Source organism: Nonomuraea muscovyensis (assembly GCF_014207745.1).
Classification (GTDB): Bacteria; Actinomycetota; Actinomycetes; order Streptosporangiales; family Streptosporangiaceae; genus Nonomuraea; species Nonomuraea muscovyensis.
On sequence record NZ_JACHJB010000001.1, the window covers coordinates 2184813 to 2208964 of the forward strand.

At 72.1% G+C, this 24152-nt stretch carries 25 protein-coding genes; 14 read left to right on the plus strand and 11 right to left on the minus strand.

Annotation, left to right across the window (positions count from 1 at the left end; genetic code table 11):
• The first annotated feature begins 130 nt into the window (after positions 1–130).
• From FHU36_RS10345 to FHU36_RS10365, 5 genes are all read left to right on the plus strand, one after another.
• Positions 131–1138: a hydroxyacid dehydrogenase gene (locus FHU36_RS10345; protein ID WP_312891524.1), complete on the plus strand. Its 1008-nt coding sequence runs from the start codon at positions 131–133 to the stop codon at positions 1136–1138.
• 70 nt (positions 1139–1208) lie between these two features.
• Positions 1209–2486 (plus strand): ABC transporter substrate-binding protein, encoded by a 1278-nt coding sequence (locus FHU36_RS10350; protein WP_221495827.1) that lies wholly within the window; start codon positions 1209–1211, stop codon positions 2484–2486.
• Positions 2487–2613: 127 nt separating this feature from the next.
• Complete coding sequence (locus FHU36_RS10355; protein ID WP_185083507.1) at positions 2614–3543, plus strand: carbohydrate ABC transporter permease; 930 nt, start codon at positions 2614–2616, stop codon at positions 3541–3543.
• Positions 3540–4439, plus strand: a complete 900-nt coding sequence (locus FHU36_RS10360) for a carbohydrate ABC transporter permease (RefSeq protein ID WP_185083508.1) — start codon at positions 3540–3542, stop codon at positions 4437–4439. Before FHU36_RS10355 ends, FHU36_RS10360 begins: the two co-directional genes overlap by 4 nt.
• Positions 4436–5140 (plus strand): hypothetical protein, encoded by a 705-nt coding sequence (locus tag FHU36_RS10365; RefSeq protein ID WP_185083509.1) that lies wholly within the window; start codon positions 4436–4438, stop codon positions 5138–5140. Before FHU36_RS10360 ends, FHU36_RS10365 begins: the two co-directional genes overlap by 4 nt.
• Here the strand turns inward: FHU36_RS10365 and FHU36_RS10370 are convergent.
• Together FHU36_RS10370 and folP are read right to left on the minus strand one after the other, a co-directional pair.
• On the minus strand, positions 5134–5643 hold the full coding sequence (locus FHU36_RS10370) for a DinB family protein (protein WP_185083510.1): 510 nt from the start codon (positions 5641–5643) through the stop codon (positions 5134–5136). The genes FHU36_RS10365 and FHU36_RS10370 overlap by 7 nt on opposite strands.
• 57 nt (positions 5644–5700) lie before the next feature.
• Positions 5701–6609: a dihydropteroate synthase gene (gene folP / locus FHU36_RS10375; RefSeq protein ID WP_312891525.1), complete on the minus strand. Its 909-nt coding sequence runs from the start codon at positions 6607–6609 to the stop codon at positions 5701–5703.
• 119 nt (positions 6610–6728) lie between these two features.
• Here folP and FHU36_RS10380 point away from each other — a divergent pair, with 119 nt between their 5' ends.
• Both FHU36_RS10380 and FHU36_RS10385 read left to right on the plus strand, forming a co-directional pair.
• Positions 6729–7130 carry a hypothetical protein gene (locus tag FHU36_RS10380; protein ID WP_185083511.1) on the plus strand — a complete coding sequence of 134 codons (402 nt, stop codon included), beginning with the start codon at positions 6729–6731 and terminating at the stop codon, positions 7128–7130.
• Positions 7131–7234: 104 nt separating this feature from the next.
• Positions 7235–8512, plus strand: a complete 1278-nt coding sequence (locus FHU36_RS10385; protein ID WP_185083512.1) for a C39 family peptidase — start codon at positions 7235–7237, stop codon at positions 8510–8512.
• A gap of 7 nt (positions 8513–8519) precedes the next feature.
• Here FHU36_RS10385 and FHU36_RS10390 read toward each other — a convergent pair whose 3' ends face one another.
• On the minus strand, positions 8520–9314 hold the full coding sequence (locus FHU36_RS10390; protein ID WP_185083513.1) for an ABC transporter permease: 795 nt from the start codon (positions 9312–9314) through the stop codon (positions 8520–8522).
• A complete protein-coding gene (locus tag FHU36_RS10395) occupies positions 9311–10192 on the minus strand; it encodes an ABC transporter ATP-binding protein (RefSeq protein WP_185083514.1) in 882 nt (293 codons plus the stop codon). Before FHU36_RS10395 ends, FHU36_RS10390 begins: the two co-directional genes overlap by 4 nt.
• Positions 10193–10255: 63 nt before the next feature.
• On the opposite strand from FHU36_RS10395, the gene FHU36_RS10400 reads away from it, so the two are divergent.
• Both FHU36_RS10400 and FHU36_RS10405 read left to right on the plus strand, forming a co-directional pair.
• A complete protein-coding gene (locus tag FHU36_RS10400; RefSeq protein ID WP_185083515.1) occupies positions 10256–10657 on the plus strand; it encodes a GntR family transcriptional regulator in 402 nt (133 codons plus the stop codon).
• Positions 10654–11784, plus strand: coding sequence for a DUF1648 domain-containing protein (locus FHU36_RS10405; protein ID WP_185083516.1), 1131 nt, complete (start codon positions 10654–10656; stop codon positions 11782–11784). The genes FHU36_RS10400 and FHU36_RS10405 overlap by 4 nt, the downstream gene beginning before the upstream one ends.
• A 10-nt stretch (positions 11785–11794) precedes the next feature.
• On the opposite strand, the gene FHU36_RS10410 is transcribed toward FHU36_RS10405, so the two are convergent.
• Positions 11795–12325 (minus strand): CGNR zinc finger domain-containing protein, encoded by a 531-nt coding sequence (locus FHU36_RS10410; RefSeq protein WP_312891526.1) that lies wholly within the window; start codon positions 12323–12325, stop codon positions 11795–11797.
• An 80-nt stretch (positions 12326–12405) separates the two neighbouring features.
• Between FHU36_RS10410 and FHU36_RS10415 the strand changes: the two genes are divergently transcribed.
• Positions 12406–13329, plus strand: a complete 924-nt coding sequence (locus FHU36_RS10415; RefSeq protein ID WP_185083517.1) for an alpha/beta fold hydrolase — start codon at positions 12406–12408, stop codon at positions 13327–13329.
• Positions 13330–13378: 49 nt separating this feature from the next.
• Here FHU36_RS10415 and FHU36_RS10420 read toward each other — a convergent pair whose 3' ends face one another.
• Positions 13379–14611, minus strand: coding sequence for an FAD-dependent monooxygenase (locus tag FHU36_RS10420; protein ID WP_185083518.1), 1233 nt, complete (start codon positions 14609–14611; stop codon positions 13379–13381).
• Positions 14612–14648: 37 nt separating this feature from the next.
• The gene (locus FHU36_RS10425) at positions 14649–17546 is read right to left on the minus strand and encodes an AfsR/SARP family transcriptional regulator (RefSeq protein ID WP_185083519.1); all 2898 of its coding nucleotides are present in this window, start codon (positions 17544–17546) and stop codon (positions 14649–14651) included.
• Between the two features lie 166 nt (positions 17547–17712).
• Here FHU36_RS10425 and FHU36_RS10430 point away from each other — a divergent pair, with 166 nt between their 5' ends.
• Both FHU36_RS10430 and FHU36_RS10435 read left to right on the plus strand, forming a co-directional pair.
• Positions 17713–18123, plus strand: a complete 411-nt coding sequence (locus FHU36_RS10430; protein WP_185083520.1) for a nuclear transport factor 2 family protein — start codon at positions 17713–17715, stop codon at positions 18121–18123.
• Between the two features lie 80 nt (positions 18124–18203).
• Entirely contained in the window at positions 18204–18962 is a 759-nt protein-coding gene (locus FHU36_RS10435) for a LamG domain-containing protein (protein WP_185083521.1), read from the plus strand.
• A gap of 28 nt (positions 18963–18990) precedes the next feature.
• Here the strand turns inward: FHU36_RS10435 and FHU36_RS10440 are convergent, their stop codons facing one another.
• Positions 18991–19404: a winged helix-turn-helix transcriptional regulator gene (locus FHU36_RS10440; protein ID WP_185083522.1), complete on the minus strand. Its 414-nt coding sequence runs from the start codon at positions 19402–19404 to the stop codon at positions 18991–18993.
• Positions 19405–19534: 130 nt separating this feature from the next.
• On the opposite strand from FHU36_RS10440, the gene FHU36_RS10445 reads away from it, so the two are divergent.
• Positions 19535–20389, plus strand: a complete 855-nt coding sequence (locus tag FHU36_RS10445; protein WP_185083523.1) for an SDR family oxidoreductase — start codon at positions 19535–19537, stop codon at positions 20387–20389.
• 39 nt (positions 20390–20428) lie between these two features.
• A complete protein-coding gene (locus FHU36_RS10450) occupies positions 20429–21382 on the plus strand; it encodes an NAD-dependent epimerase/dehydratase family protein (protein ID WP_185083524.1) in 954 nt (317 codons plus the stop codon).
• A gap of 17 nt (positions 21383–21399) precedes the next feature.
• Here FHU36_RS10450 and FHU36_RS10455 read toward each other — a convergent pair whose 3' ends face one another.
• From FHU36_RS10455 to FHU36_RS10465, 3 genes are all read right to left on the minus strand, one after another.
• Positions 21400–21894: a hypothetical protein gene (locus FHU36_RS10455; RefSeq protein ID WP_185083525.1), complete on the minus strand. Its 495-nt coding sequence runs from the start codon at positions 21892–21894 to the stop codon at positions 21400–21402.
• Positions 21895–22082: 188 nt separating this feature from the next.
• Positions 22083–22466 carry a DUF6223 family protein gene (locus FHU36_RS10460; RefSeq protein ID WP_185083526.1) on the minus strand — a complete coding sequence of 128 codons (384 nt, stop codon included), beginning with the start codon at positions 22464–22466 and terminating at the stop codon, positions 22083–22085.
• Positions 22467–22702: 236 nt separating this feature from the next.
• Positions 22703–24151 (minus strand): helix-turn-helix domain-containing protein, encoded by a 1449-nt coding sequence (locus FHU36_RS10465; RefSeq protein ID WP_185083527.1) that lies wholly within the window; start codon positions 24149–24151, stop codon positions 22703–22705.
• Between the last annotated feature and the right edge of the window lies 1 nt (position 24152).

The window sequence follows — 24152 nt, forward strand, 5'->3', positions numbered from 1 at the left end:
AGCCAACGCTCTAGAACGATCAATATCGATCAGATAACGTGATCGATCTGAATTAACCTCGTATTGACGTGATTGAAACGATCGGACATGATCGGCGGAACTGGTAAGCGCTTGCCGCGAAGGGACCCGTGTGAGACGACCATCTGCCCTGCTCGTGATGGACCCCGCGTACTACAGCGTGCAGTTCCAGGAGCCGCAGCTGCGCCGGTTGCACGAGCTCGTCGAGCTCACCGATCCGATCGTCACGAACGATCTCGACACGCCGCACGTGCGCAGCCGGCTGCGTGAGGTCGAGGTGCTGATCACCTCGTGGGGCTGCCCCCAGCTCACGACCGAGCGGCTGGCCGACGCGCCGCTGCTGCGGGCGATCTTCCACTGCGCCGGCACGGTGCGCACGTTCGTCACCGAGGAGGTCTGGCGGCGGGAGATCCTCGTCACCAACGCCGCCGACGCGAACGCCGTCCCGGTGGCCGAGTTCACCCTCGCCGCGGTCATCCTCGCCGGCAAGAAGGCGCCGTTCCTCGCCCAGGACGCCCGCAGGCACCGCGACGACTGGTCGTACGTGTCCCGGCGCGGCGAGCTGACCAACCGCGGGCGCACGATCGGCGTCGTCGGTTTCTCCCGGACGGGCCGCCGCGTCGTCGAGCGGCTGCGCGCGCTGGAGGTGGATATCCTGGTCGCGGACCCGTACGCCGACCCTGACGAGGTGAGCGCGGCGGGCGCCCGCCTGGTCACGCTGACCGACCTGCTGCCGCTGTGCGACGTGCTGACCCTGCACGTGCCTTCGCTGCCGTCCACCCGCCACCTCATCGGGGCGGCGGAGCTGGCCCTGCTGCGCGACGGCGCGACCGTCATCAACACCGCGCGCGGCGCCGTCCTCGACACCGCCGCCCTGGAGCGGGAGTGCGTCCGCGGGCGGCTCGACGCGATCCTCGACGTCACCGACCCCGAACCGCTGCCCGCCACCTCACCCCTGTACGACCTGCCCAACGTCATGATCACCCCCCACGTCGCCGGATCTCTCGGATCGGAGACCCGGCGGATGAGTGAGAGCGCGCTCGACGAGCTCGAACGCTACCTGACCGGCCGGCCGCCCCTCGCGGCCGTGACCGCCGACGAGTTCACGGTGAGCGCCTGAGCCCTGAGACCGGCTCGAAGGAAAGGAAACCGGAGCAATGATCGCTTCCGACACGCCAGGAAGGGCCCCCGTGCGACGCCACCTCGCGAAGGCCATGGCGGCAGCCGCCGCCCTCTCGCTCGCCGTCACCGCGTGCGGCTCCTCCGAGCCGGAGGCCGGCGCCAGTGGCGACGGCGGCGGTTCGACGCTGACCGTCACGGTGTGGAACCTCGCCAAGACGCCCGAGTTCAAGGCGCTGTTCGACGCCTTCGAGCAGGCCAACCCCGGCGTCAAGGTGCAGCCGGTGGACATCCTCGCCGACGACTACGCCGAGAAGGTCACCACGATGCTGGCCGGCGGTGACAAGACCGACGTGATCACGATGAAGAACGTCACGGACTACTCGCGCTACTCCAGCCGCGGGCAGCTCGCGGAGATCACGGACCTGGCCAAGTCGGGCGACACCGCCAACCTGGCCGGCCTGGACGCCTTCAACGTGGCCGAGAAGTACTACGCGCTGCCGTACCGGCAGGACTTCTGGCTGCTCTACTACAACAAGAAGTACTTCGAGCAGGCCGGCGTCAAGGCTCCCGAGGCTCTCACCTGGGACGAGTACGGCAAGATCGCCCAGCAGCTCACGAAGTCCGAGGGCGGCAAGAAGGTCTACGGCACCTACCACCACACCTGGCGGTCGGTGGTGCAGGCCATCGCGGCCGCGCAGACCGGCGGCGACCAGCTCAGCGGCGACTACTCGTTCTTCAACGACCAGTACGCCGTCGCACTCGGCCTGCAGAAGGCCGGCGCGGCCATCGACTTCGGCACCGCGATGGCGCAGAAGTCGGACTACCGGACCATGTTCGAGACCGGCGCCACGGCCATGATGCCCATGGGCACCTGGTACATCTCGGGCATCCTGGAGGCCAAGAAGGCCGGCAAGACCGACGTCGACTGGGCCCTGGCCCCGATGCCGCAGCGTCCCGGCGGCTCCGGCGTGACGACGTTCGGCTCGCCGACCGCCTTCGCGGTGAACAAGCGCAGCGAGAACGCCGACCTGGCCAAGAAGTTCGTGCAGTTCGCCGCGGGCAAGGCCGGCGCCGAGGCGATCAGCAAGGTGGGCGTGGTGCCGGCGCTGCAGAGCCCGGAGATCACCGAGGCGTACTTCAAGAACGAGGGCATGCCGACCGACGAGGTGTCGAAGAAGGCGTTCGCGCCGGACAAGGTGAACCTGGAGATGCCGGTCAGCGAGAACACCTCCGACATCGACACGATCCTCAAGGAGGAGCACGAGCTGATCATGGTCGGTGACAAGGCGCCCGCGGACGGCATCCGCTCCATGAACGAGCGTGTCAAGAGCGAAGTGCTCAACTAGCCGCCTGCGAGGCGGGGACCTGGGCGGACGTCCGGTCCCCGCCTCGGGACACGGGCGGACAGGATGCAAGCGGACAGGGATACGAGCGGACATCGCAGGCAATCCGCTGAAGTCACGAAGGACGGCCATGGCCCACGTATTGACGAAACCGGCGCCGACCGCGCCACCGGCTCCGCCCCGCCGCTCGCGGCGCCGGCGCGACATCCTCGTCGGGTGGAGCTTCATCCTGCCCAACTTCGTCGGCTTCGCCCTCTTCACGCTGGTGCCGATGCTGGCGGCGTTCGCGCTGGCGTTCCTGGAGTGGGACTCCTACAGCGCGCCGGAGTGGGTGGGGCTCGACAACTTCGCGAAGCTGATCGACGACGAGAACTTCCACGTCGCGCTCCGCAACACCCTCTTCTACGCGGCCGGGCACATCCCGCTGACGCTCGTCGCCGCACTCGGCCTGGCGATGGCGCTCAACCGGAAGCTGCGCGGGGTGCCGTTCTTCCGCACCGCGGCGTTCTTCCCGTACATCACCTCGCTGGTCGCCGTCGCCGTGGTGTGGAACATGCTGTTCAACCCGACGGCCGGGCCCGTCAACCAGGTGCTGGAGGCGATCGGCGTCTCCGACCCGCCGCGATGGGTGGCCAGCACCGACTGGGCGATGCCGGCCGTGATCATCACCAGCGTGTGGCGCGACATGGGCTACTACATGGTGCTCTACCTGGCCGGCCTGCAGACCATCCCGAAGGAGTACTACGAGGCGGCCCGGGTGGACGGGGCGAACGCCTGGCAGCGCTTCTGGAGCATCACCGTGCCGTGCCTGCGGCCCACGACGTTCTTCGTGGTCGTCATGCTGACGATCCAGAGCTTCAAGGTCCTCGACCTCATCGTGGTCATGACCGACGGCGGGCCGGGCCGCAGCACGCTGGTGCTGGCGCAGCTCGTCTACCGCGAGGGCATCACCGAGGGGCAGTTCGGCTACTCCTCGGCCATCGCCCTGGTGCTGTTCGTCATCGTGCTCACCGTGACCGTCGTCCAGTTCCGTATCAACGAGCGGAGGAGCGCCTCATGACCGCGCTGCACGATGCTCCCCCGGCCGCCGCCAAGCCGCGCCCGCCGGCCGTGTCCCCGGGGGACGGCCGCCAGGGGGCGGCCGTGGTCCGCAGGACGCTGGCCTACCTGGCGCTCACCGTCGTGGCGGTGCTGGTGCTGGTGCCGTTCGCGTGGATGGTGTCGTCGTCGTTGAAGCGCGACAACGAGGTCTTCACGGTGCCCGTCCAGTGGATCCCCGACGAGCTGCAGTGGTCGAACTTCGTGGAGATCTGGGACCGCATCCCGCTGCTCACCTACCTGGGCAACTCGGCGTTCCTGTCGGTGACGATCACGCTGTTGCAGCTGCTGACCGGCAGCTTCGCCGCCTACGGCTTCTCCAAGGTGCGCTTCCCCGGCCGCGACGTGCTCTTCCTGGTCTACATCGCCACCATCGCGGTGCCGTGGCAGGCCTACATGGTGCCGCAGTACATCATGATGCAGCAGGCCGAGCTGACGAACACCTACTGGTCGATCATCCTGTTGCAGGCGTTCGGCGCGTTCGGCGTGTTCCTCATGCGGCAGTACTACATGTCGATCCCGGACGAGCTGTGCGAGGCGGCGCGGATCGACGGGCTCAGCGAGTACGGGATCTACTGGCGGATCATGCTGCCGCTGTCGAAGCCGGCGCTGGCCAGCCTGGCCCTGCTGACCTTCGTCAACACCTGGAACGACTACATGGGGCCGTTCATCTACCTGACCAGCAACGAGCTGTGGACGGTGCAGCTCGGCCTGCGCTCGTTCGTCGGCCAGTACGACGCCGAGTACGCGATGATCATGACCGGGGCGGTGCTGTCGGTGCTGCCGATCCTGGTGATCTTCCTGCTGGGGCAGCGCTACTTCATCCAGGGCATCGCGACGAGCGGGCTGAAGGGATGAGCGCGCCCGGTGGCGGCGTGCGGGCCCTGCTCAGGCCGGCCGGCCAGGCGACGTACGAGCGGGTCTTCGGCACCGTCTACGTCGCGCTGATGACGAACGTCCTGCTCGCCGTGGCGTGCGCGCCGCTGCTGGTGGCGCTGGCGCTGGTCCGCGACCCGCTGGCCTCGTGGCCGTTCTTCGCCGTGCTGTCGGCGCTGTGCGCGCCCGCGATGGGCGGCGCCTTCCGGTGCTTCGCGGCGCTGGGCGAGGGCTCGGCCGTCGTGCTGCGCCCGTTCTGGGACGGTTACCGCGACACCGCCCGCCGTGCCCTGGCCGTCTGGGCGGCGGCCGGCGTCGCCGTGACCGTGCTGGCCCTGGACGCCGTCGTGGTGGCGCGCACCGCGTGGGGGCCGGCGCTCGCGCCGTTCTTCGTCACGGCCGGGGCGCTGGTGCTGGCGGTGGCCTTCGCCCTGCTGGTGCTGGTGGCCGAGCCGGCGGGCGAGCGGGCCCGGCCGCCGGCTCTCGTGCGGCCGTGTCTGTATCTGGTGGCGCGGCGGTGGTGGCTGACCGCCCCCGTCGTGGGCGTGCTCGCCCTGGCCGTGGCCGCGGTGCTGGTCAAGCCGGTGGTCGGCGTGCTGCTCGCCCTCTCGCCGCTGCTGTATCTGGCGTGGGCGACGACGAGGTTCGTGGTCGCCCCGCTGGCGGCCCCGTCCGGTCAGTAGTAGCCCGTGCTGCCGTCGAGCAGCTCGCGGATGGCGTCCGCGTGGCCCGCGTGCCGCGCGGTCTCCTCGATCATGTGCAGCATCATCCAGCGCAGGTTGCCGGCGGCCGAACGGAAGTCGGGATGCCTGCCCACCTCGTCGAGGGAGTGGGCGGCGACGATCTCGTCGGACACCGCGCACTGCCGCGCGTACTCGTCGAGGAGCTGGGCGAGCGGGACGCCCTCGACCATCATGTCGGCGTCCTCCTCCCCCACGAACTGCGGGCCGGTCGCCGGGCCGCCGAGGAAGAGCACCTCGAACCAGCACTGCTCGGTCCACCGCAGGTGGGAGACGAGGCCCGCCATCGTCATCAGCGGCGAGGCGGGCAGGACCGGCCGGTGCGCGTCGGCGTCGGACAGCCCCTCGCACTTCCAGTGAATGATCGAGCGCTGCATGCCGAGCCAGCCGAGGAGCTGGGTGCGCTCGTCCGCGGTGAAGGGGGGCCTGTCACGTTGAGGGGTCACGGTCGGCGACGCTACCCGAGGGGCGGTGGCGCTCGCATCGTGATTTCCCCCGGCGTCTCACACGATGTTGTGCCGGGCGTGGACCGGGGCGCGCCAGCCCAGCACCGCCTCCGTCATGCGGACCGCCGCCACCGTGCTGGGCACGTCGTGGACCCGGAGGATGCGGGCGCCGCGCAGGATCGCGATCACGTTCGCCGCGATCGTGCCCTCCGTGCGCTCCCCCTGCGGGCGGTCGAGGGTCTCGCCGATGAAGTCCTTGTTGGACAGCGCCGCCAGGGTGGGGTAGCCGAGGGCGGCGATCTCGTCGAGCCTGCGGGTCAGCTCCAGCGAGTGGTAGGTGTTCTTGTTCAGGTCGTGGCCCGGGTCGATGACGATCCGCTCGGCCGGCACGCCGGAGTCCAGCGCGAACCGCACCCGCTCGCGCAGGAACCGCGCCACCTCGGCCACCACGTCGGTGTAGACCGGCCGGGCGACCGCCCTGCCGGGGCCGGCCAGGCTGTGGGTGACGATCACGCCGGCGCCGGTCTCGGCGGCGACCCGCGCGATGTCCGGCTCGCGCAGGCCGTTGGTGTCGTTGATGACGTCCGCGCCGGCCTCGACGGCGGCCCTGGCGACCTCGGCCCGGTGCGTGTCCACGGAGATCACCGCGTCGGTCTTGGCGCGCACCTCGGCGATGACGGGCGCCACCCTGCCGATCTCCTCGGCGACCGTGATGGGCTCCTGGTCGGCGCTGAAGGCGAAGCCGCCGATGTCGACCCAGTCGGCGCCGTCCTCGACGGCCCGGCAGGCCGCGTCGACCGCCCGGGACAGCTCGAACGTCCGCCCCCGGTCGTGGAAGGAGTTGGGCGTCCGGTTGACGATCGCCATGATCGCCACCTGGCGGTCGAAGTCGAACTCCCGCTGCCCGATGCGCCGGACGGGAGAGATGATTTCCGGAAAGAACATCCTGGTGGTCCCGTCGCTCACGGTCTTCGTTTCCCTCTCCGCCACCCTGCCACGATCCCCAGCAGGATCATCGCACCGGACCGTACCTCTCGTCCCGGCCGGGGGGGTAGCACGGGCCGTCGCGGGGAAGTCTCCGCGACATGAGTGACGAGATTCCCGAGTGGCGCGGGCGGCGGCCCGCCGGGCTCGACGACACCACCGTGGACGCGCTGGGCATGCTCTCTTGCTCGCTGGAGAAGGTCGAGCGGGCGCGCGGCCACCTCTATTCCTTCCACCAGCTCACCGGCAGCGCCCACGTGGAGCTGGAGGAGGCGATCGAACGGCTGCGCGCCGCCGGGCACGACCGGCAGGCCGACGCCCTGACCACGGACCTGCTGGGCCGCAACGTGCTGGCCGGCCGGTGGACGTTCCAGGTGGTCGAGGAGTACGACGACGGCTACTACCGGTGCTTCGTCGACCTGGAACGCCAGATCAGGGATGAGCTGGCGCAGGGCCGGCGGCACATCGCCGAGGCGGAGATGAAGGAGCGCCAGCAGCGGTGAACGGCGCCTTTTGCGTCCCGTGCCATACGTAGATTTCCCGATGTGTCGTCTGCCCGGTTTCGCCTACTGTCGGCCGCGTCGAGGCCCTTCACGAAGGCGGGTTCATGCGCGCGTTGACCGTACTCCTGTCCACCGCACTGCTCGCCACCACGATCGCCACCCCCGCCGCGAGCTCCGCCGCCCTCGCCGGCGAGCGCGACGGAGCTCACCGGGCGCCCGAGTCGTTCGACGTCAGGTACGACCGGGCCGTCTTCACCGCGGGCACGCCCGAGGGCGTGACGGCGGGCGACGACCTGGCCTTCGCCTCCCCGCTCGGCGTCACCGCCTACACCGACGCGCTCGGCACCAAAAGCTGGGAGTACGCCCGCTGGACCGGCCCCGAGCGGGCGGTCGGCTTCCCGGCCGGCGAGCTGATCGCCTCGTGGACGGCCGACATCCCGCCGGGAAGCTGGATGCAGGTCGAGGCGCGCGCCCGCAACTCCGCCGGGCTGACCAAGTGGTATGTGCTGGGCCGGTGGGCCTACGGCGACCGCGACATCCGGCGCACCTCCGTGCCCGGCCAGGGCGACGCCGACGCCACCGTGGCCGTCGACACGCTGGTCGCGGCGGCGGACCGGCGGATCGACGCCTACCAGCTCCGCCTCACCCTCTACCGCACGCCCGGCTCCGCGGTGCGGCCGGTCGTGCGCGGCCTCGGCGTGATGGCCTCGGCCGTGCCGGACCGCAAGACCGTCCCGGTCAGCCCGGGCGGCGGCGCGTGGGGCGCCGAGCTGAACGTGCCGCGCCGCTCCCAGAACGTGCACGAGGGCCACTACCCCGAATGGGACGGCGGGGGCCAGGCCTGGTGCAGCCCCACCTCGATGACGATGGTCCTCGGCTACTGGGGCAGGTGGCCGAGCGACGCCGACACCGCCTGGGTCATGCCGTCCGACCCCGACCCCGAGGTCGACTACGCCGCCCGGCACACCTACGACCACGCCTACAAGGGCGCCGGCAACTGGCCGTTCAACACCGCCTACGCGGGCCGCTTCGGCATGGAGGGGTTCATCACCCGCCTGCGCTCGCTGACCGAGCTCGAACGCCTGATCACCGCGGGCGTCCCCGTGATCACCTCGCAGTCGTTCAAGAAGGGCGAGCTGCCGGGCGCCGGCTACGGCACGAACGGTCACATCATGGTCGTCGTCGGCTTCACCGCCGACGGCGACGTCATCGCCAACGACCCGGCCTCCTCCTCCAACGAGGCGGTCCGCCGCGTCTACCCGCGCGCCGACTTCGAGAACGTCTGGCTGCGCGGCTCCAGCAGCGGCGGCATCGCCTACGTCATCCACCCGCCCGGTCACGACCTGCCCGCCCCCACCCCGGGCCTGCCCGCCAACTGGTGAGCCGCGGTCAGGGAATGTCCCTCCGCAGGGGTGCGGCGACCGCGACGACGGCGGCCAGCAGGGCGTAGCCGAGCAGGACCGCGCCGCCCGCCGGTGCCGGGAGCAGGTGCGTGGCCGAGGCGCCGGTCTGCGTGGCCACGGCTTCGGCCAGGAAGGTGAAGCCGGTGAGCGCGGCGGTGGCTCCGCCCGGCAGGAAGGGGTAGAGCGTGTTCACCCCGGGGATGAGGAGCAGCACGGTCTCCACCATGTACGCGTAGAGGCCGACCACCACCAGGGCCGCCACCTGGTTGCGGAGCAGGGCGCCCACCGCGACGCCCAGCAGCGTGTAGACCGCCATGGTCAGCGCGACCCGGCCCAGCAGCTCAGCCACCGTCGAGGCCGGCAGGCCGAGCGCGACGCCCTTGACGGCTGCCGCGCCGAACAGGCCGGCTCCGGCGACCGTGGCCGCGGTCAGGCCGTAGGCGAGTCCGCCGGCGGTGTAGGCCGCCAGTTTGGCCGCCAGCGAGGTCCATCGCCGGGGGGCGAACAACGCCGTGGTGGTCACCGTGCGGTGCCGGTACTCGGCCGCGACGGCGCCCGTGCCGAGCAGCGCGGGCACGAACGTGGTGAAACCGAGCAGGCCGAGCACCACCTGGGTGCCCTCGGCGGTGTGCAGCCCGGGGAGCGGTGGCTCGAAGTTCTCCGGGCCGACGAACGCGAGCAGGCCGACGAGGGCGCCGGTGCCGATCGCGCACAGCAGCCCCCACAGCCACAGCCGGGTGGTGGTCAGGCGCAGCCATTCGGCCGAGATGAGGGCGGTCATCGGGAACCTCCTGTGAGGTGCAGGAACATCTGCTCCAGGGTGGGCCGTTCGAGGGTGATCCCGTGCAGCGGGACGCTCGCCGCCGCCGCGGCGGCGGCGACCTCGGGAAGGGTCAGGCCGTGGATCCGCAGGGCGTCGGGCGCGAGGCGCTCCACGCGCGCCCCGGGCAGCGCGGCGGCCAGCGGGCCGGCCTGCGGGGAACGCACGTGCACCGCCGGGGCGCCGGACAGCTCGCCGACGGCAGCCGTGGCCGCCAGGCGCCCGCCGCTGATCACCACGACCCGGTCGGCGAGCTGCTCGATCTCGGCGAGCACGTGGCTGGAGACGAGGATCGTGCGCCCTTCGGCGGCCAGACCTCGCAGGAAGCGGCGCAGCCAGGCGATGCCCTCGGGGTCGAGGCCGTTGCCCGGCTCGTCGAGCAGCAGCGCCCGCGGGTCGCCGAGCAGCGCCGTGGCCAGGTTGAGCCGCTGGCGCATGCCCGTGGACAGGGCCCGCGTGCCGCGCCCGGCGAACGCCGTCACCCCGGTCAGCTCGGCGACGTGCCGGACCCGGGCCTCGCCGTGGCGGCCCATGCGGGCGTACACGCGCAGGTGGTCGAGGGCCGTGTGGCCGGGGTGGAAGCCCGCGCTGTCGAGGACGGCGCCCACGGTGGACGTCGGGCGGCGCAGGTCGGTGTAGCGGGCGCCGCCGAAGGTGGCGGTGCCGGACGTCGGCGTCACCAGGCCGAGCATCATGCGCATGGTCGTCGTCTTGCCGGCGCCGTTCGGGCCGAGGAAGCCGGTCACGGCGCCGGGGGCGACGTCGAAGCTGAGATCGGTGACGGCGGCCACGTCGCCGAAGGTCTTGGTCAGGCCGCGCACCTCGATGGGCAGGGTCATGCCGGCCTCCTTTTACATGAGTTCTATCTGTTCTATTAGTTGTATATCAGATAGGATTCCCGTGTGCACCTGACCCTCGATCTCGACAGCGAGATTCCGATCTACCTGCAGATCCGGGACCGGATCGTGGAGAGCATCGCCCGCGGGGAGGCCAAGGAAGGAGATCCGCTGCCGTCGACCCGGCAGCTCGCCGCCGACTTCGGCATCAACTTCCACACCGTGAACAAGGCCTACGACCTGCTCCGCAACCAAGGGATCATCCGCATCAACCGCAAGAGCGGCGCCGTCATCCGGCGAGACGCCGCCACGGGGCCGCCCGAGCCGGGCTTCGTGGAGGACTGGGAGGAAAGAATGCGCGTACTGCTGGCGGAGGCCACCGTCCACGGCCTCGACCGTGAGGACGTTGCCCGGAGGTGCGCGGCGATCCTCGCGGGCTTCGCCCCGGGCGAGAAGGCGGCGCTGTGACCCTGCTCCTCGCCGCCGACCTGGCCGCCGTCGTCCTGGTCGCCTGCTCCGCGTTGATGCTGCCGGCGCTGGCCAGGCCCACGCTGCCGTTCGGGGTGCGGGTCAGCGCCGACCGCGCGGCCGACCCCGTGATCGTGGCCGAGCGCCGCGCCTTCGCCCGGCTCACCGTGGCCTCGGCCGTGGGAGCGGCCGTCGTCTCGGTCGCCGCGCTCGCCGTGCTGCGGCATCCGGCCGTCATCGGCGCCACCGTGACGGTCCTGGTCGTGGCCGGTGCGCTGCTCTACCACCGGGCGCACCGCGCGGTGCGCGCGGCCAAGCTGGCCGGTGGGTGGCCGGCCGAGCACCGCCAGGCCGTGACCGTCGATACCACGTTCCGCACCGACCCGGTGCGGGTGCCCTGGCCGTGGGCGCTGCCCGCGCTGGCCGTGCCGCTACTGGGGGCCGGGATCGGAGCCGCGGTGTACGGCGGGCTGCCGGCCACGCTGCCCCGCTTCCTGGGGTTCGGCGTCGATCCGGCACGGCGGGTGCCCACCACCCTCACCAGCGCCTTCGAGCCGGTGATCACCCAGGCGGCGGTCACCCTGGGCGCCTGGGCGATCGCCTTCGTCCTCCTGCGCGCCCGGCCCGACCTCGACGCCGCCAGGCCCAGGGGTTCGGCCCGCCGCTACCGCGCCTACCTGCGCGGGGTCGTCGCGCTGTTGCTGTCGACGGCCGCCTGCCTCGGCCTGGGCCTGCTGATCTCGGCACTGCAGCTCTGGGGAGTCGTCCCGGCCACGACGCCCTGGCGGGTGGCCGCCTACCTGCCGCTCGCCGCCCTGCTCGGCGCGAGCCTGCTCTGGGAGCGCAAGGTCGGGCAGGCCGGGCACCGGCTGCCCGCCCTGCCCGGCGAGGACGACGAGGACTCCGGCGTGGTGCAGCGCGACGACGACAGGCACTGGCACCTGGCGGGGACGGTCTACGCCAACAGGCGCGATCCCGCGTTCCTGCTGCACGGGCGGCTCGGCACCTCCTGGACGGTCAACCTCGGGCACCCGGTGGCCTGGCTGCTCCTCGCCGCCCTGGCCGCCGTCACCCTGCTGGCCGCCTTCGGCGTCGTCGACCTGCCACGGAAGGAAGGCCTCTTCTGACCGGGAGCGGCTACGGCCCCTCCCCCGAAGCCCGCTGGCGCCGGTTGTAGCGGCCGACCTTGGCCCGGTTGCCGCACACGTCCATCCGGCACCAGCGGCGGCTGCCGTTCTTGCTCACGTCGAGGAACCAGAGCACGCACCGCGGATTGCCGCAGCGCCGTACCCGCTCGGGGCGCTCGCGCAGCTCGCGCACCAGGTCGGCGGCGGCCGTCCACGCGGCGTGCCAGGACGGGTCGTCCAGCACCAGCGTCTCGTACGGCCCGTCGTCGCCGACCTGGGGCCGCCGGCCGCCGTGGGAGAGCACGGCGTTGAGCGGCGCGGAGCCGCGCCCTTCGAGCAGGTCGCGCATGGCGGCCCGGGCCCGCGTCAGCCGGTCGCGCACCCGTTCGAGGTCGTCGCCGCCCGGCAGGTCGTGATCGGCCAGCCAGGCCAGCACGCCCTCGGGGGTGTCGAACTGGTCGAGGAGGGTGTCGTGCTCCACCCAGACGGTGTCCACCAGGTCCAGCCCCACGGGCTCACCGCGTAGCGGCCGGATCCTCACACTAACCCTCCAAAGCGATTTGACCGGTTAACACTGGCCATGCTATCACTTAACTACCAAAACGCCTTTAGGGAGTTAACATGACGATCGCATACCGCACCGCGCGGATCGACGGGCTGGACGTCTTCTACCGGGAGGCCGGCGACCCGTCGGCGCCCACGCTGGTCCTCCTGCACGGCTTCCCCACCTCGTCGATCGTCTACCAGGCGCTGATCGCCGAGCTGGCCGACGAGTTCCACCTGATCGCGCCCGACTACCCCGGCTACGGGCACAGCTCGGCGCCCTCCGTGCAGGAGTGGGACTACACCTTCGACCACCTCGCCGACGTGGTCGACCGGCTGCTCGACACGATCGGCGTGACCCGCTACGCCGTCTACGTGCACGACTACGGCGCGCCCGTGGGGTTCCGGCTCGCGGTGCGCCACCCGGAGCGGATCACCGGCATCGTCACCCAGAACGGCAACGCCTACGAGGAGGGCCTGACCCCGTTCTGGGAGCCGATCAAGGCCTACTGGGCCGAGCCGTCCGAGCAGAACGGCGACGCCCTGCGCGCCCTGCTCACCCGTGAGGCGACGCACTGGCAGTACACCCACGGCGTGCCCGACACCACGCTGGTCAACCCGGACCACGAGGCCTTCGACCAGGCGCTGCTCGACCGGCCCGGCAACCAGGAGATCCAGCTCGCGCTGTTCCTGGACTACGGCACCAACCCGCCGCGCTACCGGGAGTGGCAGGACTACCTGCGCTCCCACCAGCCGCCGCTGCTGGCCGCCTGGGGACGCAACGACGAGATCTTCGGCCCTGACGGCGCACGCGCCTTCGCCCGCGACCTCAAGGACGCGCGCATCCACCTGTTCGACGCCGGCCACTTCCCCCTGACGACCGAACTCGCGAGCAGTGCCGCCCTGATTCGCGACTTCCTCCGCTCGCTCGGTTCCGGTGACCGCCGTGAGCCCGGCCACTCTGGGGATCTTCTGGAAGCCGCGACGAACCTGGACACCTGATGGACAGCGTCGCCCCCGGGAAGCTCACCACCGGGCCGCTCGGTCGAGGTCAGGAGGTCGCCGACGTGGTCGCGCTGCTCGCGTCGCCGCGCTCGGGGGCGACGACGGGAGCCGGCTCCGTGGTGGACGCCGGCCGGCTCAAGGAGGTGTAGTCGGGCAGCTCAAAGCGGCCGCCGGCCATCTTCTCCCCCATCTTGGCCATCGAGCTGAGCAGGAAGCGCCGCTTGAACAGCTGGTTGCGCAGCCAGATGCCCTTGCGGGTGCGCGGTGCCAGGAAGGGGCCCGCGTTGTTGCTGTCGGCGGCCTTGATGAACGGGCGGATGGTCTCCTCGTAGCGTTCGAAGGCCGTGCCGTAGCCGGCCTGGCTCAGCTCGCCCGCCAGCACATAGGCGGCGACCAGGGCCAGGCCGGTGCCGACGCCGCCGAGGGTGTTGGCCGCGGCGGCGTCGCCGAGCAGCACGATCCGGCCCTTCGAGAAGCGCTCGAGTGTGACCTGGGCGATGGCGTCGACGTAGACGTCCCTCGCCCGGGCCAGCTTGGCCAGGATCTCGGGTGTCCGCCAGCCCATACCGCGGTAGGCGTCGATCAGGATCTGCTTCTGCTCCGCCACCGAGTAGCGGTCGTAGGTCAGCTCAGGCGAGGCGAAGCAGAAGAAGGCGGGTGCCTTGGGGCCGCCGATGGAGACGAGCCTGCCCGGCTCGTTGTACATCACCGGCTCGTCCACGACACGCTCCATGTCCACCAGCGCGTAGTAGTGGCCCATGTTCTTGACGTAGTCCGCCTCCGGGCCGAAGGCCAGGCGGCGCACGTTGGAGTGGATGCCGTCCGCGCCGACGACCACGTCGAAGGTCTGGGGCGCACCCCTTTCGAACGTCACGTGGACGCCCGAGGCGGTCTCGGTCAGCGAGGTGATCGAGTCGCCGAAGATGTACCGGCACGTGTCACGAGTGCGCCCGTAGAGGATCTCCGCCAGGTCGCCGCGGAGAATCTCCAGGTCGCCACCGGTGAACCAGCCCGGCATGACCGTGATCCGCTTGCCGTACGAGTCGATGACCGTCTGGTCGGTGCCCCCGGTCTGGCGGCGCTCGACCTCCTCCAGGATGCCCATGCGGCGCAGGAGCTCCAGGTGGGTCTCGCCCTTGAAGTCAACGGCCTGGCCGCCGGTGCGGAGGACGGGGGCCTTCTCCACAACGGTCACCGTGGCACCGGAGCGGGCAAGCCAGTGGGCGAGGGCGGGGCCTGCGATGCTGGCACCGGAGATGAGCACCGAAATGTTCGTCATGGCTCTACCCTCGGAAACCCCGCTGACAGATCACCGCCTATCCGCTGACAACCTCCTCGATCGTTGTCAGCGCGTCCTCGCGGCTCATCGCCGCACCCATGCCGAACTGCTCGGCGAACGCCTCGGCGCCGATCGCCGCGGTCGTTTCGGCGGCGACCCTGGCCACGTCGGGGTCGCCTGCGAGGGCGGTCCCGCGAAGCGCGACCGCGATGCCCAGCAGCAGGGCCGCCTGCTTCGCGGGTACGGCTTCCGCCAGTCCCTCCACAGCGGCGGCCAGGTCGGCGACCATGAAGGACTGCTTGGCGACCGACACCGCCTCCCGATGGAGCTCGCCCGCCCGGTCCAGCCGTGCCAGCTCGGTCAGCCTGCGGGCCTGCTGCCCCTCCAGGCCGAACCCTCCGGTCGGCTCCGGCATCATCTCCAGGAGGCGGCGTGCCTCGTCGAGATCCCCTTGGAGCCTGGCCGCCTCGGCCAGCCCCAGAAGCGAGGTGGCGGGCAGGCCCGCCTGTCTGGCGTATTCATCCGCCCTGCGGAAGTCCCGCACGGCGACCTCCGGCTCGCCTTGGCGCAGGCGGGCCTCGGCCCAGCGCCCGAGCACCTGCGCGCACTCCTCCACGGAGCCGAGTTCCTCCAGCATCGCCATCGCTTCCCGCCACAGCTCGCCGGCCCGCTCCCACTGCCCGCGCCAGCTCGCCAGTACGGCGAGGCCATCCAAGGCCTGAGCTGTCCCCCAGCGCTCACCGACCTTCCTGAACTGGTCGAGGACCTCGGACAGCTCCCGCTCGGCCTTGGCCGGATCACCGGAATGCATGGTCAGCAGTGCGTTGCCCAGCCGCTCCAGGGCCTCGCTCCACGGGTCGCCCCCGAGGAAGGGCACGTCGGCCTCGAAGCCCACCGGCCCGACGAGCATCCCCCACAGCGGAGCCAGGAACGGATGGCGCAGGGGCCGGCGTGTCGCCCGCATGATCTCGGTCGCGCGCTCCCAGTGCTCGGGCGCGGCGCGCGGTACGGCGTGCAGCACGCAGGCCATGTACTCCTCCTCCAGCCCTGGCCGAAGCTCCAGCAGCCCGGCGGCCAGCTCGCCCACCCCGCCGCGTCGCCCGCTCAGCCACCAGTACGCCGCCAGCGCCGCGACCATGCGCTGCCCGGTCTCGGGGTCGTGGCGCAGCGCGGCCATCAGGTTGTTGTACTCGTCGGACAGCCGGGCCAGCCAGACGAGCTGCTCGGCCCGCCTCAGATGCGGATCGGCCTGCTGTGCCAGTTCCAGGTAGTAACGCGCATGCTCGGCCCGGATGTCGTCGGTCAGGCCGGAAGCACAGAACAGGCGGATCGTCTCGAACATCCGGTAACGACCACCCTCGGCCACAACCAGCGACTTATCCACCAGGTCCGTAATATCGCCGCAAATCGCTTCCACGGCATCGAGCGAGGCTCCGCCCGCGAAGACCGAGAAGCGCGTGGCCAGCTCCCGCTCCTCAGCGCTCAGCAGGTCCCAGCTCCACTCCACCACCGCGTGCAGGGTCTGGTGCCTGGCGGCAGCCGTACGGTCCCCCCGGGAGAGCAACCGGAACCGGCCGTCGGCGGTCAGCCGGGCGGCGATCTCCTCCACCGGGAAGAACCGCAACCGGGCGGCGGCCAGCTCGATCGCCAGCGGCAGTCCGTCAAGCGTGGCGCAGATGGAACTCACCGCGTCGAGGTTGTCCTCGGTGAGCTCGAAGCCCTGACGCACGGCGGCAGCGCGGTCGGCGAAGAGCCGGATCGCCGAGGCGGTGCCCAGGGGCGCCAACGGGACAATCGTCTCGCCGGTCAGGCCGAGCGGCTCGCGGCTGGTGGCCAGCAGGCTCAGACCGGGGCATTCACCGAGCAGGTGGCGTGCCAGTGCGGCGGCAGCCTCGATGACATGTTCGCAGTTGTCCAGGATGAGCAGGAGTTCGCGATCCGAGAGCGCGGTCACCAGCCGGTCAGCCGGGCTCATCCCCGGCACGCCTCCGTCGCGGACGCCCAGTGCGGCCAGCACCGCCTGGTCCACCTGCTCGGAAACAGGCGACAAATCCGCAAAACATGTCTCACGGGCGGACCGCCTGGCGGCTTCGACGGCGAGCCGGGTCTTGCCCACCCCACCCGGCCCGACCAGGGTGATCAGCCGGGCGTCCCCCAGTGCCTCAAGCTCCCGCTCCCGCCCCACGAAGCTGGTGAGCTGCGCCGCCACCCCGTGCCGCCGAGGTTTCCCGGCCCGGAGGATACCCAGATGGAGCTCCGCCAGCTCTGGCGAAGGGTCGGCACCGAGCTCCTCCACCAGCAACCGCCGGGTCTCGTCGAAGACCCTCAACGCCTCCGCTGGCCGCCCGGCGGCGTGCAGGGCCCGCATCAGCAACCCGACCAGCCGCTCACGCAGCGGATGCCCGGCCACCAGGCGCTGTAACTCGGCCACCGACGTGCCTTCGGGCAGGGCCAGCTCGGCCTCCGCCAGATCTTCCCAGGCCGCCAGCCGGAGCTCCTCCAACCAGGCCAGCTGTGCCTGGCCGAAGGGCAGATCGACCAGCGCGGGCCCACGCCAGAGGTCCACCGCCTCGCGCAGCAGCCCGCGCGCCTCCCGGAATCCGCCCGAGGCCAGCAGCCGCCGCCCCTCACCGGCCAGCTGCCGGAACCGGTGCACATCCACATCCAGCGGGTCGATCGCCAGCCGGTAACCCACCCCGTCGAACTCCACGGGCAGGTGCTTGCGCAACCGCGAGACCTGCGCCTGGATCGCGTTGGCGGCCCCGGCGGGCGGATCCTCGCCGTACTGCCCGTCGATCAGCTGCTCCACGCCGACCACCCGGCCCGCGTTCACCAGCAAGATCGTCAGCAGCGCACGCGGCCGTGGTCCGCCCACCGTGACCTGCTCTCCGGTGTCGGTGCGCACGTCCAGGGGGCCGAGGATGCCAAACCGCATGGCCGACATTCTCGCATTCCTTGTATGACCTACCCTTTTGCGCCCGCGCCGGTCCCGCGCGCCACAGGGCACGTGGATCCGATCGACCCCAGCCGACCCTTTGCGACGCCTGTGCATTACCTGCCACGTAATCGACGGGCCGCACCGCTCGCGCGAGACTCGTCACATGACGCGAGAGATTGTCGAACGACTGCTGGGCCGGATGGCGACGGGCGACCACGACGGGGCGGCGGAGCTGTTCGCCGAGCGGATCGACTGGCAGCTCGACTGGCCCGCCGAGGGGCATCCGGCGGTGCCGTGGATCAGGCCCCGGACGGGGCGGGCCGACGTCGCCGGGCACTTCCGGATGCTGGAGGAGTATCACGTGCCCGAGGCGAACGGCACGTCCGTCACGCGGATCCTGGTCGACGGCGCGGACGCGGTCGTGCTGGGCCACATCGTGCAGACGGTCAAGGCCAACGGCAAGGCCTACACCTCGCCCTTCGCCCTGCACCTGACGGTCGAGGACGGGCTCATCACCCGCTACCACATCTACGAGGACAGCCTGACCGTGGCCGAGGCCCTCTCCGCACGTTGACCGGCGCGTAGACCGGCACGCTGACCGGCGCGTTGACCGGCGCGTTGACCGGCTGGGCGATCGCTGGTGCACTCGACGTCATGAGGAGGATCGCCTCCGTGTCCGCGGCGGCGGCGCTGACGCTGGTCGTCGGCCCGGCCGCCGCCCGGCCGGACGACGAGGTCCGCTACGGCGGCACGCTGACGGACGCCGGGCTGGTCGCCGACGGCGGGCGCCACGGCCGGCACGGCACGGTGCTGACCTCGGGCGGCGGCCGGGTGGTCGCCGTCCCGGCCGGCAGGGGCGAGGGCGGCGGGGCGTTCCTGCGCTTTCCCGCCGGAAGGTGCTCGGCCGCGCCCTGCCCGCAGGCGGTGGTGCGGCCGGCCGAGTCCGGGGCGCTGGTGCCCGGCGACGGCGACGCACGGTTCAGCTTCGGCGCCGACGTGCGGCTGACCGCCGAACCGCCGACGGACGCCGGGATGAACGTGTGGCAGTTCGGGCCGGCCGGGCCGGGCCACGCGCAGTGGAAGCTCCAGGTGGACGGCGGGCGCCCGTCGTGCCGCTGGTCCGACGGCGCCGGCGCGGTGCTGCTGACCGCGGGCACGTACCGGATGCCCGTCGGGCGGTGGCACCGGGTGCGGTGCGCGCGGCTGTCGCGGGCGCTCTTCCAGATCCGGGTGCTCGACCCGGCGACCGGCGAGCCGATCACGCCGCCCGCGCACGCGGCCGCCCCGCTGGGCTCGATCCGGCCCGCCGGCACGGCGCTGATCGGCGGCAAGCGGGTGCACTCCGGTCAGCACGACGGGCAGACCGACCAGTTCCACGGCGACCTGGACGAGGTGTTCTTCACCCGGAGGTAGGTCCGCCCAGGGGAGGGACGCCGGCCGGTCAGCGCGGGGAGTGTGTCCGGTCGTAGGCGGCGCGGGCCGCCAGGACGTGCGGCATGTCGCCTTCGAGCTGCTCGATGAGCTCCAGCAGCTTGACCGCGGTGCGGGTGCCGAGCGGGGTGAGGCTGTAGTCGACGCGCGACGGGAAGCCCTCGCGGGCCTGCCGGTGGACGAAGCCGTCGCGCTCCAGGCCCTGCAGGGTCTGGGTGAGCATCTTGTCGCTCACCCCCTGCACGTGGCGGCGCAGCTCGTTGAAGCGCATCGGCCCCTCGTGCAGGCCGACCAGGACGAGCGGACCCCAGCGCCCGCTGATGCGCTCGAACGTCTCGCGGGAGGCGCAGGCGCGGGCGAAGACGTCGAACTCCAGCTTGGACAGCTCTTCGGGGGCGACGACCGGCTGCGGGTGTGCGTCCATACCCGAGATACTACCCCCAGGGAAGCACTTTCTTTTAGTTTGCACTTTCTCTGAGAAAGTGTCATGGTGGAAGGGCCGCGCCGCTGGGGCGCGCGGCGTCCCGCCACCTCTGCCGAAGGAAGTGCCTGCCATGTACGTCGTCACCGGAGCCACCGGATCGCTCGGCCGCCTCGCCGTCGAGGGCCTGCTGGCGAACGTCCCCGCCGACCGGATCGCCGCCGTCGCCCGCGACGCGCGAAAGGCCGCCGACCTCGCGGCACGCGGCGTCGAGGTGCGCGTCGCCGACTACGACGACCCCGCCTCGCTCAAGGGCGCCTTCGGCGCGGGTGACCGGGTGCTGTTCGTCTCCGGCAGCGAGCCGGGGCGGCGCGTCCCGCAGCACCGCGCGGTCGTGGACGCCGCCCGGGAGGCCGGCGTCGCCCTGCTCGCCTACACCAGCGTGCTCGGCGGGCCCGCCGCCGACTTCGAGCTGGCCCGCGAGCACCAGATCACCGAGCAGGCGATCCTCGACTCGGGCGTACCGTACGTGTTCCTGCGCAACGGCTGGTACCACGAGGTCTACACCGGCAACCTGGGCCAGGCGCTGGAGCACGGCGCCGTCGTGAGCAGCACCGGCGAGGGCCGGATCGCCTCAGCCGCCCGGGCCGACTACGCCGCCGCCGCGGTCGCCGTGCTGACCGGCGAGGGCCACGAGAACACCGCGTACGAGCTGAGCGGCGACGTCGCCTGGAGCTTCGCCGAGTACGCCGCCGAGCTGTCGCGGCAGACCGGCAGGGAGATCGTCCACTCGAACGTGCCCGCCGAGACCTACCGGGAGATCCTGGTCGGCGCCGGTGTGCCCGCGCCGTTCGCCGACGTGCTGGTGGACGTGGACGCCGCCATCTCCCGGGGGCTGCTGGCGACCGTCACGGGCGACCTGTCGCGGCTGATCGGCCGCCCGACCACGCCGATCGCGGACGCCATCGCCGCCGCGCTGAAGTCCTGAGCCGGGGGCCGCTCCGCCCCGGTGGCTAGGCTGGGGCGCATGCGTGTAGTGGTGATCGGCGCCAGTGGCCACATCGGCACCTACCTCGTCCCCCGGCTCGTCGACGCCGGCCATGACGTGGTCGCGGTGAGCCGGGGCAACCGCGAGCCCTACAGCCCGCACCGGGCCTGGCAGCGGGTCACCACCGTGCGGGCCGACCGCGCCGCCGAGGAGGCCGACGGCACGTTCGGCGCGCGGATCGCCGGGCTGGAGGGCGACGCGGTCATCGACCTGATCTGCTTCACCGAGCAGAGCGCGCGCCACCTCGCCACCGCGCTGACCGGCCGGGTCCGCCACTTCCTGCACTGCGGCACGATCTGGGTGCACGGGCCCAGCACCCGGGTGCCGACCACCGAGGACCGGCCGCGCCGGCCGATCGCCGACTACGGCCGCCAGAAGGCCGCCATCGAGGCATACCTGCTGGACCGGGCGCACCGCGACGGGTTCCCTGCCACCGTCATCCACCCCGGCCACATCGTGGGCCCCGGCTGGGCGCCGGTCAACCCGGCGGGCAACATCAACCCGGCCGTGTTCCAGACACTCGCCGACGGCGCCGAGCTGGCCCTGCCCCACCTGGGCATGGAGACCGTGCACCACGTCCACGCCGACGACGTGGCGCGGCTGTTCATGGACGCGCTGGCCGGCCCCACGGCCGCCACGGGCGAGAACATCCACTCCGTCGCCGCCTCCGCGCTGACGCTGCGCGGCTACGCCGAGGCGGTGGCGGGCTGGTTCGGGCAGGAGCCCCGGCTGACCTACCTGCCGTGGGAGCGGTGGCGCGAGACGGTGTCCGAGGAGGACGCCCGGGTGACCTACGACCACATCGCGCACAGCCCCCACTGCAGCATGGACAAGGCGCTGCGCCTGCTCGGCCACCGGCCCCGCCACACCGCTCTCGACGCGGTCGCCGAGGCGGTCGACTGGCTGGTCGAGGCGGGCACGATCACCCGGTAGGCCGCCGCCGGTCGGGGTCAGTGGGCGGCCACGAGCGTTTTGAGCAGCACGATCGCCAGGCCCAGAACGAGGTTGGCCAGGCCCGACAGGACGACCACGCTCGTGGAGGAGCGCGTGCGGACCGCGGCGCCGACCGCCCAGGTCACCTGGCCGGCCACCGCGACGGCCAGTGCGGCCCAGCTCGCCACGGCGTCCGACATGCCGAGCGCCGAGGCGAGCGCCGCCGCGATGGCGGGCGGGAACGCGGCCTGGGCCAGCGGCCACTCCTGCCGGCCCGCCTCGCGCAGCCGCGGCCAGGTCAGCGGTGCTCCCCTGCCGACCACCTGGACGTACAGGTGGGCGATCCAGAACACGACGCCGGTGCTGATCAGCACCACCACCAGGTCCCCCGGCGAGGTGGGCGTGCCGTCCGCCGCGCTGCCGGCGACCACGGAGGCGGCCAGCAGCGAGCCGTACACGGCGCCCACGTACTCCGGATGGTCGCGGGTGGGGGGCGGGACAGACGCGCTCATGGCAGCAGTGTCGTCGCGGGCTCGCCGAGCGGGCGGCGCGGCGTGCGGGAGAATGCGCACTCTTGGGGCATCCGAGGAGACCGGCAATCCGAGCGGCCGCCCGGGATCCAACTCCGTCTCCTGGACCTGCTCGACATCGATCCACGAGACCTCCGCTGAAGATCACTCACATGCGGAAACGGGGCCGGTCAGGTGGGGCGGACTTGAGCGCGAGCCAGAGCCAGCCCGCCGAGGACCGCACCGACCAGCCCAAGCGCCAGGGCCACAGCGCCTCCGAATACTCCGTTGCCGGTGCCGAGACCGCCGTCGGCGACAGCCAGGTTCGCCGCGCCGTTGACCGCGCCGGTCAGGCCACCGACCAGGGCGACGATGGCCCCCTTCCGCTCGCCGTCGCCGATACGGCGGCTGGAGCGCAGCGCCAGCCAGCCGATGACCACGGCGCCCAACGCCACCAGTGCGGCCACACTGGCCCAGATTCGCTCAGGGGTCCCGAGGAAGGTGTCGACTCCCTGGCCCGCGCATTCTGCCGGCGTCGTACAGATCGGCGCGGCAAGCACGAATAGGACGGACATGAGGTGCTCCTCCTCTTCCAACGACTGGACGCCAGAACTATGTCCGCTGAACCCGCCGCCGGTCATCGTGCTGACGGACGCACTACGCCCTACCGCGGACGCCGCAAGAACAGCGGATCTACCGCGCCCGCGGTAGGCGCGGGCCGTGCCGGTTTGCTGATGGGCCGCTCCGGCGTCGTCGGCCCTGGCGCGCGTCAAGAGCCGCAACCCGGCGATCCGCGAACAGGAAAACGGGGCTAGCGGCGGTGACCCTCGCCGAGAGAGGCGAGCACCTGGCGGGCGAGGGTGTCGTCGCGGCCGTGCGGCGAGGTGACCCAGCGGGTCAGGGCGTCCACGTCGCCGTGGGACAGCACCTTCTCCCGCAGCCTGCGGTGCAGCCGGTCGCGCAGCGCCGCGACCCCCGCCGAGCGCGAGGACGGCAGCAGCGGCCCCGGGTAGCGGTCGAGCAGCTCGCCGACCGGCGCGCCGGCCAGGTCGGCGTCCAGGGCGAGGAAGTCGGCCTCGGCCCCGCCGAGCAGCCGGTAGGGGTCGGAGCCCAGGTGGTAGCCGAGGACGCGGCGCAGCCTGGTCATCTCGGCGCGGACCGTGACCGGCTTGCCGCCCGGCCCGTACGCCTCCCGGACGATCGCGTCGGCGGTCAGCCCGGCCGGGTGGGCAGCCAGCAGCACGAGGAGGTCGCTGTGCCGGGCGCTGAGCTCGTGCTCGACCCCGTTGATCCGCAGCAGCGCGCGATCCCGGCCGAGGACCCGCGCCTGGAGGGACTCCTCCGTGCCTGACGGGTCGTCGGTGTACCGCACGGCGAACGGGCCGGCGGGAGCCAGCCGCTCGAACAGCACGTGCCGCCCGTCGGGCAGCCTCGCCGGGCCCTCCCGGGGCGGCCAGGGCCAGCGCCGGGGCAGCCCGCCGTCCGGGGAGGCGTGCAGCACGCGGCCGTCGGCGCTGACCAGCGCGCTCTTGATGCCCTTGTGGCGGATGACGTGGTCGAGGTAGCGCATGCGCATCAGCTCGTCCTGCTGCCTGGTCCGCTCGCCCAGCAGCGCCTCGGCGAGCCGCGCGGCGGCGGTGACGAGCGGCAGCGACAGCGCGTTGGCGTAGCGGGCGGCGCAGGTCACGTCCACCGCGCCGACCGTCTCGCCGGTGACGGGGTTGCGGATGGGCGCGGCCGAGCAGGTGAAACCCGTCGCGACCGACAGGAAGTGCTCGGGCCCGCGGACGAGGAACGGCCGGCCCAGCGCCAGCGCCGTGCCCACGCCGCTGGTGCCCGCGTGGTCCTCGCTCCACAGCGCGCCGGGCACCAGGTTGGCCTGCTCGGCCAGCCGCCGGGTGGAGCGGTCGCCCATGACCCACAGCAGGTGTCCGGACTCGTCGCTGACGAAGACGAGATGGCCGGGCTGGCCGGCGGCGTCACCCAGCGTGCCGAGCAGCGTGGGCCAGACCGAGGCCAGCGGATGGGCGCGCCGCAGCCCGCGTACCCGGTCGCCCGGCAGTTCGACGGGCGGCAGGGACCGGTCGGGGTGGACGCCCTGGAGGCGGGCGCGGTCCCAGGACGCCCGCACCTCGGGGCGAACCCTCGCCACCCGCCGGCCGCTCCCGGTGCTGCCCGGAGCATCCGCCGGGGTGTCAGGGAGCGCGCCGGCGAACGCGTCCTCGCGGGCGCGGCCGAGCCGTCGCGTCAAATCGTCCATG